The sequence below is a fragment of the Mycobacterium sp. NGS49 genome, from assembly GCF_059812565.1.
The window spans coordinates 92,792-107,356 of the sequence record NZ_JCALCX010000010.1 but is presented as its reverse complement, the minus strand read 5'-3'; the positions used below and the strand labels follow the sequence as shown (position 1 = coordinate 107,356).

Here is a 14,565-nt window from a genome sequence, read left to right as displayed (position 1 = left end):
GGCACTACCGCCCGCTGAGCGTCAGCTTGCCCGCGGTCTGGTGCAGCTCGAACGCGGTCGTCTTCTTGCCGGTGCGGATTTCCCGGTCCAGCTGGCGCTGCTTGGACTGCTCGAACTTGTCGCAGGACGCCTCGAGTTCCTTGACCAGCACGCCCAGGTCGTCGCGCAGGGCGGCGGCTTCGCCGGTGAAGTCCTCGCGCTCAAAGATGCGCCACTTTTTCAGCACCGGCATAACCACGTCGTCGAGGTGGATCCGCGGGTCGTAGACGCCGCCCACGGCAATGAGCACTGCTTTGCGGCGAAACTCGGGCACCTGGTAGCCCGGCATCTGGAAGTTGCGCAGGATCTTGTGCAGTGACTTCATCGCCTGGTTCGGCGCGATCTCGAACCCGGCCTCGCTGACGTCGCGGTAGAAGATCATGTGCAGGTTCTCGTCGGCCGAGATCTTGGCCAGCATCTGGTCGGCAATCGGCTCGTTGCAGGCCTTACCGGTGTTGCGGTGCGAGATCCGGGTGGCCAGCTCCTGGAACGTGACGTAGATGACCGAGTCGAACAGGCTCTCGGCGAACAGGTCGTCGCGAACCTGCTGGTTCTGACCCGGGCTGAAGCCGCGGTTCACCACCTCCATGCGCAGCTTCTCCAGCTCATAGGGGTCGACTGCGCGGGTCACCACCAGGTAGTCACGCAGTGCGATCCCGTGCCGGTTTTCTTCGGCGGTCCACCGGTTGACCCATTGGCCCCAGGGTCCATCCAGGCCGAAGTTCATGCTGATCTCGCGGTGATACGACGGCAGATTGTCCTCGGTCATCAGGTTCTGCACCATCGCCACCTGGGCGATGTCGGACAGCTTGGACTGCCCGGGCTCCCAGTCCTGCCCACCGAGGGCGTAGAAGTTCTTGCCGTCTGACCACGGGATGTAGTCGTGCGGGTTCCAGTCCTTGTGCATGCTCTCGTGCCGGTTCAGGTATTTCTCGACCATCGGCTCGAGTTCCTGTAGCAGCTGCAGATTCGTCAGCTCGCCTGACATGGCAACTCCAGTTATCTGTGTCTGTTGGTTGCAGTCAATATATCTGTGCCTATCAGTAGCATCAAGTTTGCCCGCGGTGTGGCGCATCACGGTGCGGTCAAGGTCGATCAGCTACCAGGAAAAGGGTGCCCGAGGGGGAGCGTGCTTAATCCTGCGGCGCAGCGCAACTGCATCAGGCCGAGTCGTGTTGGCGGTGTGGCACGTAGGTGGCGGCCGTGCCGAGCAGCATGTCGACGCAGTAATCGATGAATTGCTGGCGCGTAGCGCCGAGTTGGTCGTTCAGATAGGCGGTGAAAAGGGCGGTGAGCCCGCCGATCAAGCTGGTGGCGACGAGCTTCTGGACGACCGGATCGACGATCCGGGAGAGCTTGCGCTGCAGCAGGTCGATGAAGTTCGGCATCCACTCTGCCCCGGAGCGGGTCAACACCGGCTCTACGGCCGGCGCCAGCAACAGCACGCGACCACGGACCGGATCGTCGACCATGAGGGCGACGAACTGCTCGACGGCCTCCCGCGGCGTCTTCGCCGACGTCAGCGTCGCCATCGCCCTGGTGCAGACGTCGTCATAGACCGCGCGAACGAACTGCTCACGGTCGGTGAAGCTTTCGTAGAAGTAGCGCTCGGTCAGGTTGGCCTGCCGGCACACCGCGCGCACCGTGAGTGCCGGGCCGCCTTCCCGGCCGAGAAGTTCTACGCCGGCGGCGACCAGAGTGTCTCGGCGCAACGCGTGACGGTCTTCCAGGGGGACGCCCGACCAGCGGCCCCGTCGTTGACCCGCCTGCACTTCGCTCCTAGAATCGATTCTGACAACGCATGTAGTCAGTTTTCTGACAGCTGAGGAATAGCACCAGTGACTCAAGATACGTCTGCGGCCTGCCCGGTGACCAGCGCTGACCAAGGCGCCACCGGGGGCAACTTGCCCGCTCCCGCACCCGACGGGGTGGCGCAAGGTTGCCCGGTATCGCAGGGCTATGAGGCTCCGCCGACGCCGCTGGGCCCGGATTCGCTCACGTGGAAGTACTTCGGTGACTGGCGGGGAATCCTGCAGGGCCCGTTCGCCGGCTCGATGCAGAACATGCATCCGCAGTTGGGCGCGGCCGTTGAGCAACACTCGACTTTCTTCCGGGAACCCCTGCCGCGGGTGATGAGGTCGCTGTACCCGATCGGCGGAGTGGTCTTCGACGGTGACCGCGCTCCGACCACCGGCGCCGAGGTGCGCGACTACCACATCGGCATCAAGGGCGTCGATGCCCAGGGGCGCCGGTACCACGCACTGAACCCCGACGTGTTCTATTGGGCGCACACGACCTTCTTCATGGGCACCATCCACGTCGCCGAACGCTTCGGCACCGGCCTGACCGAAGCGGAAAAGCGCCAGTTGTTCGACGAGCACGTTCAGTGGTACCGGATGTACGGCATGAGCATGCGGCCCGTACCCCCGACCTGGGAGGAGTTCCAGAGCTATTGGGACCACATGTGCCGGAACGTCTTAGAAGACAACTACGCCACCCGGGCCGTGCTCGACCTGACCAAATATGACAAACCGCCGGTCGCCCCATGGATCCCCGACTGGCTGTGGGCGAGGCTGACCAAGGCGTTCGCGCCCTTCTTCGTATGGCTGACGGTGGGCCTGTACCACCCGGCCGTCCGGGAGCGGTTGGGCTACTCGTGGTCCGGCCGCGACGAGTGGTTGCACCGGCGCTTCGGCAACCTGGTCCGGGTGATCTTCGCGTTCGTGCCGCCCCGCTACCGCAAGCATCCGCGGGCCCGGGCCGGCCTGGACCGCGCGAGCGGACGCATCCCGGCCGACGCGCCGCTGCCCCAGACGCACGCACGCAATCTGCCGCCGTTGGACGAGCGAGACAACCCGACGCACTACTGCCCCGAGGTCTGAGCGGTCAGTGGGCGTGGCTGTGCACCTCTTCGAGCCCGGATTGGTGCACATGTTCGTGTGAGTGCTCCGTGCCGTCACCGTGTGAGTGGGGATGCTCGTGCGCGACGTGCTCATGGTCGTGAGTGGTGTGGGCGTGACTGTGGTGCACATCCCCGTGCTGGTGTTCGTGGGAATGGGCCTCATCGTGGCTGTGGTCTGACATTTCTTTCTCCTTATCGTGAATATCGTTGTGCGGCTTCAGCTTTGATTGCTTGTAAGGTGCTGTCCCCGCGGTGATGGCCCGGAACGCCGGGGCCGGCGTGTTCTGCGTTGTAGACGGCATCGATGACGAGCTGGCGCACGTGGTCGTTTTCCAGGCTGTAAAAGATCGTGGTGCCGTCGCGCCGGGTGCGTACCAGCCGTGCCATCCGCAATTTGGCCAGGTGCTGGGAGACGGACGGCGCGGGCTTGCCCACATGTTCGGCGAGTTCGTTGACCGACATCTCGTGCTTGGCCAGTGACCACAGCACCTGCACCCGGGTGGCGTCCGCGAGCATGCGGAAGATCTCGACCACCAGACCGACCTGGTCGTCCGGCAGCAACCCAGATCTATTATCTGCATGCATACGTAGATAATAGGTTTGCAGGCGGGCTTGCTGTCAAGTCGAGATCGTCGTCAGCCGGGTGGAACCGCGGTCGCCTGGCGTTTTCCGCCGTTGCGCTGCTGCCACGACCGGTAGACGTCCACCGCGGCCTCTCTGATCTCCGGGCGGGTCTCTTCGCGCATCGGTAGTCGGCGCGCCCGCCAGTCTTTGGCGAACTCGTCGTAGAACGTGGCGAGCTCGAAATACTTGCGGTCATCGACGTAATGCGGTTCGTAGGCGTCGCGCGAGGTGAGGAAGACGACCTCGTTGGGGGAGCAGTAGTAGAGCGAGCCCAGGCACATCGGGCAGGGGTGGGCCAGCACATAGATGGTGGCGCCAATCAGGTGTTCGGTGCCCAGCTTGGTGCAGGCCGCCCGGATGGCCAGGATCTCCGCGTGGGCGGTCGGATCGTTGGTCTGTGCCACCTTGTTCGCGCTTTCGGCGAGAACCTGGCCGTCCTTGACGATGACCGTCGCGAACGGGCGGCCCCCTTCGTCGACGTTGCGCCGGGCGAGGTCGATGGTCCGCTGTGCGAAGTCCGTCACACCAGCAGATTAGTCCGCAGAATCATTGTCGGTTCTGTGATAGTAACTAGGTTATCTATATTTCTCGCTGAAGAGGGAGTGCAATGGTGCGTACCGATCGGGATCGTTGGGATCTTGCGACCAGTGTCGGTGCGACGGCTACCATGATCGCCGCCCAGCGGGCGTTGGCTTCGGACCCCGAATACGCGTTGATCGACGACCCGTTCGCGGCGCCGCTGGTGCGGGCCGTCGGCATCGACGTCTACACCCGGCTGGTGAACGGGGAGATCCCCGTCGAGGACGACTCTCAATTCGACCCGGAGCGGATGGCCATCGGCATGGCCTGCCGGACCAGGTTCTACGACGAGTTCTTCCTGGAGGCCACCCGCAGCGGCATCGGGCAGGTGGTCATCCTGGCGTCCGGGCTGGATGCACGTGCCTACCGGTTGCCGTGGCCGGCCGGCACCGTCGTGTACGAGGTCGACATGCCGGAGGTGATCGAGTTCAAGACGCTGACGCTGCGCGATCTGGGTGCCGAGCCGACCGCCCAGCGCCGGACCGTCTCCATCGACCTGCGTGACGACTGGGCATCGGCGCTGCGCGAGGCCGGGTTCGACGAGCAGGCGACGTCGGCGTGGAGCGCCGAGGGGCTGCTGGTCTACCTGCCCGACGACGCCCAGGACGCCCTCTTCGACAACATCACCGAGTTGAGCGCGCCCGGCAGCCGGCTGGCCTTCGAGTTCGTCCCCGACACCCGGATCTTCCAGGACGAACGATGGCGCGCCCACCACGACCAGATGGCCGAACTGGGCTTCGACATCGACTTCAACGACCTCGTCTACCACGCCGAGCGCAGCCACATCCTCGACCACCTCGGCCGCAGCGGTTGGCAGACCTCGCACCACACCGTGAAGGAACTGCACGCGGTCAACGGTTTCGCCTACCCTGACGACGAATTGGCCGAGGCGTTCGCGGACCTGACCTACGCCAGCGCGGTGCTCACGCCGTAGCGCCGCTTACTGGCTGCGGAGCAGTTCGTCCTTCAGCCGCGAAGTGAGCATGTCCTGGAACACCGTCTGGGCCGGAGCGTAGAGATCCCGGTACGTCGAGACGAGCGCTTCCCGGTTGTACTCCGGGATCGCGCCGGTGGGCGGCGTCCAGAAGCTGTCGATGTCCATCAGGAAGAACTGGCCGGTCTGGGCGGGGGTGACCCGGCGCAGGTGGTAGCTGGGGTCGAGCGCCTGGCCGACACCCGGTCCGTAACGCACAATGAGTGACTTGCCCGGCTGCGCCTCGCGGTAGACGGCGGCACCCTGCCATTCGGTCAGGGAAAGCCCGCCGGGGGCCAGACGCTGGGGTCCGAGCAGGCTGTCGTCAATCCAGTTGGCCCATTCGATGCGCCCGTCGACGCCGGCCGGCACCCGGATCTCAAGGACGTAGCGCAGGCCGATGCGCTCGATGCCCACGATCGTCGAGACCGCCGAACGGGCATCGACCACGCGCATCGCGATGTCAAGGAAGTTGTCGAAGTTGCTGTATGCGCTGGTCTCCACGACGATCGCCTGGTTCTTGAGCGATGCGGCGGTGGTGTTCTCCCGGTTGGAGTAGCGCACGAAACGATCCGCGACCGGTTGCGGTGGCTGGCCGGGGGCCGTCATGCCCCACTGGACGTCCTGGGCCTGGCGTTCGATCGGCAGGTCGTTGATGAGGTGATGCTTGAGTTCGCGGCTTGCCGACTCGGTGAGAGAGTCTGTGGCCGGGTGACGGATCTCCAGCGTCACCAGGGCTACGGGGGCGTTGGGTTGTACCTCAGCGGGATTCACGTCCGGAAGCATAGCCGCGAGCATAACCAAGCGTGACGGCAATCACCCGCAGCGCACCGATCCGTCTCGGCCGTGCGGCCTTGCGTGCCCGACATTCCGGCTCGGCGCCGGTTAGTGCGGGTGGGGTGCCCCCAGTAGGACTCGAACCTACGACCTGCGGATTAAAAGTCCGTAGCTCTACCAACTGAGCTATAGGGGCGGCGGAGAATCACAATACTGTGTGCGTGGCGGAGGGCTCGTTTGAGGATTGGGGCCGGGGTGACCTAAGCTGACGTGGCTCCCAACAGTAATCGCGTTGGCAGTGCCCCGGAGAGATTCGGTTCTGGCCCCCTTCGTCTAGCGGCCTAGGACGCCGCCCTTTCAAGGCGGTAGCGCGGGTTCGAATCCCGTAGGGGGTACAGGTGACGCGGGTACCCGCGGAGCACAGCAGTAGAGCAAGGCCCTGTGGCGCAGTTGGTTAGCGCGCCGCCCTGTCACGGCGGAGGTCGCGGGTTCGAGTCCCGTCAGGGTCGCCAGCACGGCGAGGCACACGCTGCCTGCCGGCTTCCGGCCAGGTAGCTCAGTCGGTACGAGCGTCCGCCTGAAAAGCGGAAGGTCGGCGGTTCGATCCCGCCCCTGGCCACGCACATCGCGCCGCCGATCACAGATCGGAATACGGCGTGCCCGTCAGGATCGAGTCCGCCGCCAGGACGACGACACTGAGTTGCAGACCGCCGAGGAACGGAAGTAGCCCGGCGGTGGCGGCGATCGGATTCCCGATCGCGTTGATCAGCCCTTCCACCGGTTGCCCGTTGCTCATCTGCAGCAGCCCGTCGAGAAACAGGTTGACGTTGTAGGAGGGCAGCGACACCAGGGCGGCGGTCGCGATATCGGCGGTCGGCAGCAGCGTCGAGTAGGCGGTCGAGAATGCCGTGGTGGCGGTGCCGACGATCTGGGTGTTCGCCGTCTGCAGACCGCGCAGAATGTCGGTTGTGCCGGGCAGGGTCGGGGTGCCCGGTACCGATGGCAGCGACCAGACGGCACCCGGGATCGAGGGCGGGACCGGAGGCTCCATGGTGGCCAGGTCGCCGGTCGCCGCGGCGATGCCCTGCTGAAATCCGTCGACCAGAGCCGGTCCCAGGGCGGTGGTGGCCTCCGGTGGCGGCAGGAATCCGAATGGCGTCGGCACGTTTGCCGGTCCGGTGGACCAACCGTAGTTCGGGTCGCCGTAGCCCCAGTTGATCATCGGTCGCAAGATCGGTTGCACGAAATTTGCGGCCGGGGTCCCCAGGACCGGTACGGCACGCAGTGGTTCCAACAGCGGCAGATTCTGGGTCGGGATCATGTAATACGTTGTGGTGGTTGGCCCTTGGGTCGGCAACAGGATCGCTGAATCGAGTTGTGCGGCCGTCAGATTCTCGTAGCCGCCGTGCACGGTCACCATGCCGGCGAGTGCATTGAGGTCGGCGAGGATATTGATCGGGTATCGCGGGAAGTCGGCCCAGCCGTCGTACTCGATCGTGTAAACCGTGGTGGGGAAGGAATTGCCGGGTGCGGCGCCCAGGGTCGTGAAACCGAGACTCGGTAGGCTCAGGCCTGGGAAGCGGGCGTCCCAACCGCCGTTCGGATTCATCGAATTACCCAGCAGCACAAAGTTTATCGGCAGCGAGCTCGGAGTGTCGCCCGGACTGAGCAGTCGCATTTCGAGCGAGGCGATGTTCGCGCTCTGCGAGTAGGCCAGCACGTTGACGGTGTTTCCGGTCGCGAGTTGCTGCTGAATCGCATCGTTGAGGATCGTGACACCGCGGGCTATCGATACGTCCTGAGTCAGGTCTTTGATGCCGGTCACCGGGTATTCGCCCGCCGGCAACGGCAGCGCTTGAACCAGGCCGGCGGGAAAGAACGGCGAGATGTACCTGTTGACCATGTTGGCCACGAAGGACGGCGAGGGTATCGGCGTTCCGCTTCCGGCCATGACCAGCGTCACGTACGGGCCGGCTGTCAGGGCCCGCAATGCGCCCGCATCGGCGGACTCCTGGTAGGCGTAGCTAGCGGCGCCGGTGGCCAGCGTCTGGGCGAACGCGCCGTGCCGCTGCGCAATCTGCCCGATGACCGCCCGGCACTCTCGGGCGTATGCGTTGAAGAGGTCGGTTATCGCCGCCGAGACCTCGTCGGCGGCGGCCGCCGCAATCCCGGAGGTGGTGTGCGCCGCTGCCGCGCCGGCCTCGTCGATCGCGGTTCCGATGGCCGCAACATCCGCTGCGGCCGCCGTCAGGAGCCGGGGGTGTGTCAGCAAGTGCGCCATGAGGGCACCCTGTCACGGGTGATCGGCTCCGGTCAGGCAAACCAGCCGGAAAGCGGAAGTCATCCGGTCGGTCGCGGAACGCCGGCACCCCGCTTCAGCTGGCTACCGGTCCAGACCAGAGCGGGGACCGCTCGAACTCGCGCGGGCGCGTCGCGGGCATCGAGCCGAATACGTTGTCGCCGAACACTTCCCCCGGGCGACAGAAGGCACACAGGGCGGGACTCAACGTGGGATATCCACACGCGGGGCAGATACAGGTGATCAAGAGCCCCTCTTCCGTGGATGTGTACTGAACGCTTCCCTCGATTTACCCCGGCTGCTCTCTTCTAAACGCTTCTGCCGCAATGGCTGACCGTCTGGCTCGGGCAGCCGAAGCAGCGGACCGACTCCCCGGCAATGACGTATCGTGTTATTAGTATTTATGCATACACACGTTAGGAGGCCCGATGCCGCGCATTACCAGCGCGTCCCGCGAGCGGTATTTTCGCGAGATGGCGGCAGCCCGGTGCGCCGATTCCGCCGACGTCCGCTGGTATCACCTGGAGAGGGCGCACATCCTTTCGCAGCCCGCGCCCTGGTTTCACACCCGCAACCACATCGCGATGTTGGGATTGGCTGTGCGACAACACGATCGGCGCGAGGCATTGGGTCAGGTGGTGCGGATCGCGCTCGCTGCGCCCGGTTCGTGGACCGGTCGCTATCCCGACGGGAACACCGGACGGGCGTCGGTCGGTCTGTTCACGCCGATGCCGGTGCCGCCCGAGCTGGCCGTGATCTGAGAAATCACCCGCATCAGCGCCGGTAAGCCGGCAGGTTCTCCGCGAGTTCGTCGAACAGCCCCTGGTTCAGTGTGAAGGCGACCCGCACTTCGTCGACCGCGCGACCGATGGCATCCTCGTCGAGGTCCAGGTCGTCAAGCCGGGCCCGGTAGGCGTCTTTGTAGGGCTTGGGGCGCACCGGGAAGTCGTAAAATGCCAGGCCCGCCCCGTCCAGTCCGAAGGTGCGGTCGAGAATCCTGCCGATGGCCTGCCCGCCGGAGAGGTCACCGAGGTAGCGGGTGTAGTGGTGTGCCACTAACGCGCCGCCCCAGGCGGCGCCGGCAAGGCGGTCCCGGTAGGTCTGGGCGGCGGGAGACTCGATCTGGCGTGTGGTGCCCGGTGCCCAGAACTCCAGGTCGGCATCGATGGCCGGCAGCCGCTCCAGCGAGGGGTCGTAGACCGCGGCCACCAGTGGATCATCGCGGTGGGCCCGCACGGCCGCCTCGAGCGTTTCGTAGATGACCCGCAACCTCAGTAGGTAGTCGGCGTAGCCGCGGCGGTTCACCCGACCGGACAGCAGTTCGGAAACAAACGAGGAGTGCTCCGCCGCTTCGTGCTCGGCCGCCGAACCTTCCTTCATGGCAACGGAAAAGGAGCGTACGGCCGCGGCGGTCTTCGGTCGCATCTCGGCTCCAGGCAATGGACTAGTGCATCAGACGACGTTGACTACGGGCGCAAGGATATTGACAATGTGTCAGGAAAGTTACCACACTCCCGCCGGGCGTGCTTGCCCTACGGTCCTATACCCAGCGCACGCAGCACGAATCGTTCAATCGTCGCCGTCGGCAGCCCGCGGGGCGCCAGGCAGGCGTGGATCAGCGACATCGTGGCGGCTTGGTCCTCAATGAGGAACTGTCCGCTGGCCACGCCATCGGTCAGGATTTCTTGCAGCACGTTCTCGATGGCCACCACGTGCTCGCGGATGGCGCGCCTGGTGTCGTGCGACAGAGCGCCGTAGAGCTGGGGGCCCAGGCCCATGTGAAATTGCTCGCCGGCGTTGAGTTGGTGCCTGATGTAGATGGTCAGCCGATCCGCCGGGTCGCCGACACCGGCCAGGCCGGCCCGCAGGCCGGCGATGTAGCGGCTGGTCTCGTGCGAGGCGAACGCGACCACTACCGCGTCCTTGTCGGCGAAATGGTGGTAAATCGCGGTGCGTCCGATATCGGCCGCCGCTGCGAGTTTGGCCATGGTGATGGCGTCGAAGCTGTGCTCGGCCAACAGGGTGGCGAAGGCCTCGAAGACCCTGCTTTGCAGCTGCTCGCGGTGCTCCTCCACCGACGGGGCGCTGATCTTGGGCACCCGGCGACTCTATCCCTGCCAACGCCCACACCTGCGGGATTGCGGCGTCGACCGTAGGATGGTAAGGGACAACAAAGAAGCAGGGGACAGGGGCGGGTGCGCTCGCCCGGGGAATCGTCGCAGGAATGCGTCATGACCGCGGACTTCCGTTCGCAGAGATCGGCTTGTCAATGCTGCCAATGGCGAGGCAACCACGCGTACTCCGGACCACAGTGGCGCTGTGCCGCGTACTGGCGGGGTGCCTGCTGCTGGCGGCCGTGCCGGCCTGTTCACACGAAGTCACGTCGTCGCGCCCCGGCACCCCGGCCGGCTCCCGCGCCGATGCGCTGATCGTCAGCGTGGAAGAGGTCCGCCGGATCGCCAACTACGAGGAGCTCACCGCGCATTCGCACGGGGATCAACGGCAGCCGCCGCCCGGCGACCTGAACGCGCCGGGCCCCTGCCGCGCCGCCGGAATCAGCGACGTCACCTTCGGCACCGGCTGGTCGGAGTTTCGCAGCGCGGGCTATCACGGCATCACCGACGACCTGAAACCCGGCGGGCCCGCGATGATCCAGACGGTGAGTCAAGCCGTCGCCGTCTACCCGGATTCGAGCACCGCCCGCGGAGTTCTGCATCAGCTGGAGTCTTCGTTGCAGGCGTGTGCCGCGTTAGGTGACCCCCGCTACGACTTCAAGATCGACCGGCCGGATTCCTCCACCGTGTGGATCAACGCCCACGCGTGGAGCCACATGTATCGGGAGAAGTCAGCGGTGTTGATGTCCGTGGGGGTGCTCGGACTCGAGCCGGCCGACCAGATCGCACGGACGATCCTGCAGACGGCTACCGACCGTATCGACTAAGCCAGGACCGGTATCAGCAACCGTGACGACGAGCGGACGGTGTTGCGGCTGCTGGTGCCTACGCTCGCGTGGCGGAAGTTCATCATCGCCGGAGTCGACGGGTCTTGATCGTCGCTGGTGAGCACCAACCGCATGCGGTGGCCGGATTGGAATCGTCGAGCGTTGGCCACCAACGGGATTCGATACTCGACGTCTTTTCCGACGGGCACCGCCAGCGGGTTCCGGCAGGGCAGTGCCGGCGCACCGGGCCGGCTGGCCGTCTCGTCGACCTCCCGCAGGCTGGCCCGCAGCCAACCGGCGGTCACGTCCTCGATTTCGCCGTCGGGCGCCACGTCCTGCAGGGTCACCAGCCACGCGGTGTCGATCGCCGTCGCGGCGGCGACCAGGCGCAGCTCGAAGTCACCGACCACGTCGAGCGCTTCGGTCAACGCGGCGCTGGTCCAGGTCAGTGACGACGGTGGATCGATCTTGCTGGGCTTGGCGCGACCGAGTCCGGCGCCCAGCACCAGATAGTCCCGAGATCCCGAATCGCCTTCGTCCGCACCGAGAGTGCCGTCGGCGCGCAGCGCCAGCTCGCGATGCGTCGCCTCCGGTGGCGGCCATGACTCAGCGGTGCGCCATTCGTCGGCACCGGGCAGGAAGTACCGGATCGGCGGGCCGTCGAGAATTCCGGTGTCGCGTCCCTTGAGCCAATGGTCGTACCAGGCCAGCGCTTCGGTGTGCATGCTTTCCCAGGGCCAGGTCAGACCGAACTTGCCCAGCATCCCCATCCGCACACAAGCGTTGTCCGACAAGCCGTTCCACGCAGCGAAGGTCGACGGCAGGTGCAGCGGTACGTTTTCCCAGTCACACCCCAGGTACACCGGGATGTCGACTTCCTTGAGCAGGGGCAACAGGTTTCGTTCGTCCCACCACTCGTCCCGGATAGGGTGATTGACCGCTGCGTCGTGCCACAGCTCGTCCCACGGATGCGGGTCGTGTGGAAGTTTGATCAGCTGGCGCAGCATGGTGACCGCGGACTCGCCGTTCATGGACGCAAACTTCCTGTGCAGCCGGGGGGTGTGCAGCAACCGCCGGGCGATGCTCACCGGCACGCTGCGCCACAGCCGGTCGCTGCGCTCGGAGGTCAGCCCGATCATCGACAGGAACGGCGTGACGAAGGATGAACTGAACAGGCCGTGATGGCTGGCGGCTTCGTAGAGGTCCGCGGTCACGGCAACGGGGAAGATCGCTTTGAGATGCGGGGGCCGCTCGACGGCCGCCTCGAGTTGGGACATGGCGAAGTAGCTGATGCCGATCATGCCCACATTCCCGTCGCACCACGGCTGCGCGGCAACCCACTCGACGAGGTCGTACATGTCGCGCCGTTCCTGTGCATCGAAGAAGCCGAAGGTTCCGCCGGATCCGCAGGTGCCGCGCACATTGGCGATGACGTGCGCGTAACCGCGTGGCACCCAGAAGTCGGTCACCCCGGCTTCGATGAACCCGGCCGGAGCACCGAAGTCCTGCATCTCCCGCGGATAGGGCGACGCGGCCAGCAGGGCGGGGAAGCGGCCCGCCGCGTCGGGTCGATGGACGTCGGCCAGCAGCGTGGTGCCGTCGCGCATGGCGACCGGCACGTTGCAGTCCCGCCGGGAGCGGTACTGCGGCTCGCTCAGGTTGCGGTACTCCCGGCCCGTGGTCTGGGGGCCATTGAGCGCGTTCGTCATAGTTTCACGGTACGTTGAAACTAGTTCGACCGCAAGGAGTATTTCGTGCCGGGCCACCGGGTTGGCGTGGCGCTGCCGGCGCAGTGCTGGGCGGGCCGGGACAATGGCCAGGTGAGTGGTCGCAAGCCTCTGCTGTCGGTCGCCGCGGCGGCGCTCGTTGCCGCGTCAGCTGCCTGCCAGCCGGCCCACTCGGCTGGACCCGGCTCGCGGTCGGATGCCGGGGGGACGGTGGTGGCCGTCCGGCCTGCCGGTACCACTGCCCCGTCCGGGCCCGGCGTACCACCGCTGAGCCAGGAGGCGCACGCCGCCGGGTTCGTCGATCTGCGCACCGTGGTTCCGGACGCGATCGTCGACCTGCGGTATGCGACGACCAACAACTTCACCAAGACGCAGCTATACCCGGCCGACGCGCGGTGTCTGGTGCATCAGTCTCTGGCGCCCGGCCTGGCCGCCGCGGCCAATGCGCTACGGCCGCAGGGGCACGTGCTGGTCTTCTGGGACTGCTACCGGCCGCACGAGGTACAGGTCAAGATGTTCCAGATCGTCCCCAATCCGGCCTGGGTGGCGCGGCCCGGTCCGTACGCGACCAGTCACGAATCGGGGCGTTCGGTGGACGTCACCTACACCGGTGCCCAGCCGCAGTGCCCACCTCAGCGGCTGGTCACCGGAATCTGCCTTTCCGACATGGGCACCGATTTCGACGATTTCACCTCGCGCGCAAACGCTTTGAGCCAAGACGTCAGCGTCGAAGCGCAGGCCAACCGCAAGCGACTGCGCGACGCCATGAACTACGGGGGCTTGACCGTCTACGCCGGTGAGTGGTGGCATTTCGACGGCCCCGGTGCCGGCGTGCACCGCCCGATCCTCGACGTGCCGGTCGATTGACCGTCGCGCTACCTTGCGGCCGGGGCCGGCCAGGGTTAGCGCAGAACGAGCGCGTTCCGGGTGAAATCGGCGGCCTGGTTGGCCATTCCGTTGTCCCGGTAGGTGCTGTGGGCGGCGCGGTCACGCCCGCCGGGCGAGCACACCACGTCTCCATCGGCGCAGAGTTGAAGGGTCTTGGCGGCGTACAGCGGGCCGATGCTGATCGGCGGTGCGTCGCGGTCGACCAAGTGCAGGAACCAGTCGGAGGGGGGCGCGAAGAGCACCACCGCGGCGACCTTGGCAGCGACGGCGGGCGGCATGGGCCCGGTTATCCCATCGGGCAGGTCAACGCCGTCCGGCACGTTGTCGGTGGTGGTGTACGCGGCGACGGCGGCGCCCTGGGAATAGCCGCCCAGCACGATTTTGGTGTTGGGGCACTTCGCGGCGGAGGACTCGACCTTGGTGCTGGCATCGGCCACCCCGTCGACAGCCCGGCCAAAGTCCAGCGACGCGGGATAATTCACCGGGTCGACGGCAACGGTCTTGCCGACCAGACGCGCATTGAGGGCATCGACGAACGCTTGCCCGGTGGCTCCGACCCCGGGCGCCTCGAAAGTCCCGCGGGCGAACACCACGTCGACATCCGGACATCCCGGATCGGCACCGGCTCGCGCCATGCCGCCGGCCGGTGGTCCGACCAGGCCCACTACCGACAAGACGACCGCGGCCAGCCAGGGAGCCACCCGAGGAAACGACAGGGCAGGCAATCGAGTGCAGCTCAAGGTCGGCTCTTTTCGTTGGCGGGTTCCGCCGATAACGAACCGGTGGCGGGGGCAGTTTGTTCCGCGCTTTGTTTGG

16 protein-coding genes and 4 tRNA genes are annotated in these 14,565 nt (G+C 66.0%); 8 read left to right on the top strand and 12 right to left on the bottom strand.

From position 1 onward, the window contains the following. Positions 1 to 4: 4 nt before the first annotated feature. On the bottom strand, positions 5 to 1,027 hold the full coding sequence (locus AC5Y7D_RS12595) for an acyl-ACP desaturase (RefSeq protein ID WP_499924307.1): 1,023 nt from the start codon (positions 1,025 to 1,027) through the stop codon (positions 5 to 7). A gap of 172 nt (positions 1,028 to 1,199) precedes the next feature. Next, positions 1,200 to 1,811 carry a TetR/AcrR family transcriptional regulator gene (locus tag AC5Y7D_RS12590; RefSeq protein WP_499924305.1) on the bottom strand — a complete coding sequence of 204 codons (612 nt, stop codon included), beginning with the start codon at positions 1,809 to 1,811 and terminating at the stop codon, positions 1,200 to 1,202. Between the two features lie 66 nt (positions 1,812 to 1,877). Between AC5Y7D_RS12590 and AC5Y7D_RS12585 the strand changes: the two genes are divergently transcribed. Next, positions 1,878 to 2,921 (top strand): oxygenase MpaB family protein, encoded by a 1,044-nt coding sequence (locus AC5Y7D_RS12585; RefSeq protein WP_499924304.1) that lies wholly within the window; start codon positions 1,878 to 1,880, stop codon positions 2,919 to 2,921. Between the two features lie 4 nt (positions 2,922 to 2,925). Here the strand turns inward: AC5Y7D_RS12585 and AC5Y7D_RS12580 are convergent, their stop codons facing one another. The 3 genes from AC5Y7D_RS12580 to AC5Y7D_RS12570 are packed head-to-tail and all read right to left on the bottom strand — an operon-like array spanning position 2,926 to position 4,089. Then, entirely contained in the window at positions 2,926 to 3,123 is a 198-nt protein-coding gene (locus AC5Y7D_RS12580; RefSeq protein WP_499924302.1) for a zinc transporter Slc39a7, read from the bottom strand. 10 nt (positions 3,124 to 3,133) lie between these two features. After that, positions 3,134 to 3,526, bottom strand: coding sequence for an ArsR/SmtB family transcription factor (locus tag AC5Y7D_RS12575; protein WP_499924301.1), 393 nt, complete (start codon positions 3,524 to 3,526; stop codon positions 3,134 to 3,136). 50 nt (positions 3,527 to 3,576) lie between these two features. Next, entirely contained in the window at positions 3,577 to 4,089 is a 513-nt protein-coding gene (locus AC5Y7D_RS12570; protein WP_499924299.1) for a nucleoside deaminase, read from the bottom strand. Positions 4,090 to 4,172: 83 nt separating this feature from the next. Between AC5Y7D_RS12570 and AC5Y7D_RS12565 the strand changes: the two genes are divergently transcribed. Next, complete coding sequence (locus tag AC5Y7D_RS12565) at positions 4,173 to 5,078, top strand: SAM-dependent methyltransferase (protein ID WP_499924298.1); 906 nt, start codon at positions 4,173 to 4,175, stop codon at positions 5,076 to 5,078. 6 nt (positions 5,079 to 5,084) lie between these two features. Here AC5Y7D_RS12565 and AC5Y7D_RS12560 read toward each other — a convergent pair whose 3' ends face one another. Continuing rightward, positions 5,085 to 5,903 carry a TIGR04255 family protein gene (locus AC5Y7D_RS12560; protein ID WP_499924297.1) on the bottom strand — a complete coding sequence of 273 codons (819 nt, stop codon included), beginning with the start codon at positions 5,901 to 5,903 and terminating at the stop codon, positions 5,085 to 5,087. Between the two features lie 114 nt (positions 5,904 to 6,017). Then, positions 6,018 to 6,090, bottom strand: a tRNA-Lys gene (locus AC5Y7D_RS12555). Positions 6,091 to 6,216: 126 nt separating this feature from the next. On the opposite strand from AC5Y7D_RS12555, the gene AC5Y7D_RS12550 reads away from it, so the two are divergent. The 3 genes from AC5Y7D_RS12550 (at position 6,217) to AC5Y7D_RS12540 (ending at position 6,513) form a co-directional block, all read left to right on the top strand. Further along, positions 6,217 to 6,289: transfer RNA gene (locus tag AC5Y7D_RS12550), tRNA-Glu, on the top strand. A gap of 40 nt (positions 6,290 to 6,329) precedes the next feature. After that, a tRNA-Asp gene (locus tag AC5Y7D_RS12545) sits at positions 6,330 to 6,406 on the top strand. Positions 6,407 to 6,439: 33 nt separating this feature from the next. After that, positions 6,440 to 6,513, top strand: a tRNA-Phe gene (locus AC5Y7D_RS12540). Between the two features lie 18 nt (positions 6,514 to 6,531). On the opposite strand, the gene AC5Y7D_RS12535 is transcribed toward AC5Y7D_RS12540, so the two are convergent. Further along, positions 6,532 to 8,175 (bottom strand): PE family protein, encoded by a 1,644-nt coding sequence (locus AC5Y7D_RS12535; RefSeq protein WP_499924295.1) that lies wholly within the window; start codon positions 8,173 to 8,175, stop codon positions 6,532 to 6,534. Positions 8,176 to 8,621: 446 nt separating this feature from the next. Here AC5Y7D_RS12535 and AC5Y7D_RS12530 point away from each other — a divergent pair, with 446 nt between their 5' ends. After that, positions 8,622 to 8,954 (top strand): DUF3703 domain-containing protein, encoded by a 333-nt coding sequence (locus AC5Y7D_RS12530; RefSeq protein ID WP_499924293.1) that lies wholly within the window; start codon positions 8,622 to 8,624, stop codon positions 8,952 to 8,954. 13 nt (positions 8,955 to 8,967) lie between these two features. Here AC5Y7D_RS12530 and AC5Y7D_RS12525 read toward each other — a convergent pair whose 3' ends face one another. Continuing rightward, positions 8,968 to 9,618: a biliverdin-producing heme oxygenase gene (locus tag AC5Y7D_RS12525; protein WP_499924291.1), complete on the bottom strand. Its 651-nt coding sequence runs from the start codon at positions 9,616 to 9,618 to the stop codon at positions 8,968 to 8,970. Positions 9,619 to 9,725: 107 nt separating this feature from the next. Continuing rightward, entirely contained in the window at positions 9,726 to 10,292 is a 567-nt protein-coding gene (locus tag AC5Y7D_RS12520; protein ID WP_499924290.1) for a TetR/AcrR family transcriptional regulator, read from the bottom strand. Between the two features lie 179 nt (positions 10,293 to 10,471). Here AC5Y7D_RS12520 and AC5Y7D_RS12515 point away from each other — a divergent pair, with 179 nt between their 5' ends. Further along, on the top strand, positions 10,472 to 11,134 hold the full coding sequence (locus tag AC5Y7D_RS12515; RefSeq protein ID WP_499924288.1) for a sensor domain-containing protein: 663 nt from the start codon (positions 10,472 to 10,474) through the stop codon (positions 11,132 to 11,134). On the opposite strand, the gene AC5Y7D_RS12510 is transcribed toward AC5Y7D_RS12515, so the two are convergent. Beyond that, entirely contained in the window at positions 11,131 to 12,843 is a 1,713-nt protein-coding gene (locus tag AC5Y7D_RS12510) for a CocE/NonD family hydrolase (protein ID WP_499924287.1), read from the bottom strand. The two genes, AC5Y7D_RS12515 and AC5Y7D_RS12510, sit on opposite strands and share 4 nt — an antisense overlap. 228 nt (positions 12,844 to 13,071) lie before the next feature. Here AC5Y7D_RS12510 and AC5Y7D_RS12505 point away from each other — a divergent pair, with 228 nt between their 5' ends. Further along, positions 13,072 to 13,728, top strand: a complete 657-nt coding sequence (locus tag AC5Y7D_RS12505; protein WP_499924458.1) for a M15 family metallopeptidase — start codon at positions 13,072 to 13,074, stop codon at positions 13,726 to 13,728. 35 nt (positions 13,729 to 13,763) lie between these two features. On the opposite strand, the gene AC5Y7D_RS12500 is transcribed toward AC5Y7D_RS12505, so the two are convergent. Then, a complete protein-coding gene (locus AC5Y7D_RS12500) occupies positions 13,764 to 14,450 on the bottom strand; it encodes a cutinase family protein (RefSeq protein ID WP_499924456.1) in 687 nt (228 codons plus the stop codon). Between the last annotated feature and the right edge of the window lie 115 nt (positions 14,451 to 14,565).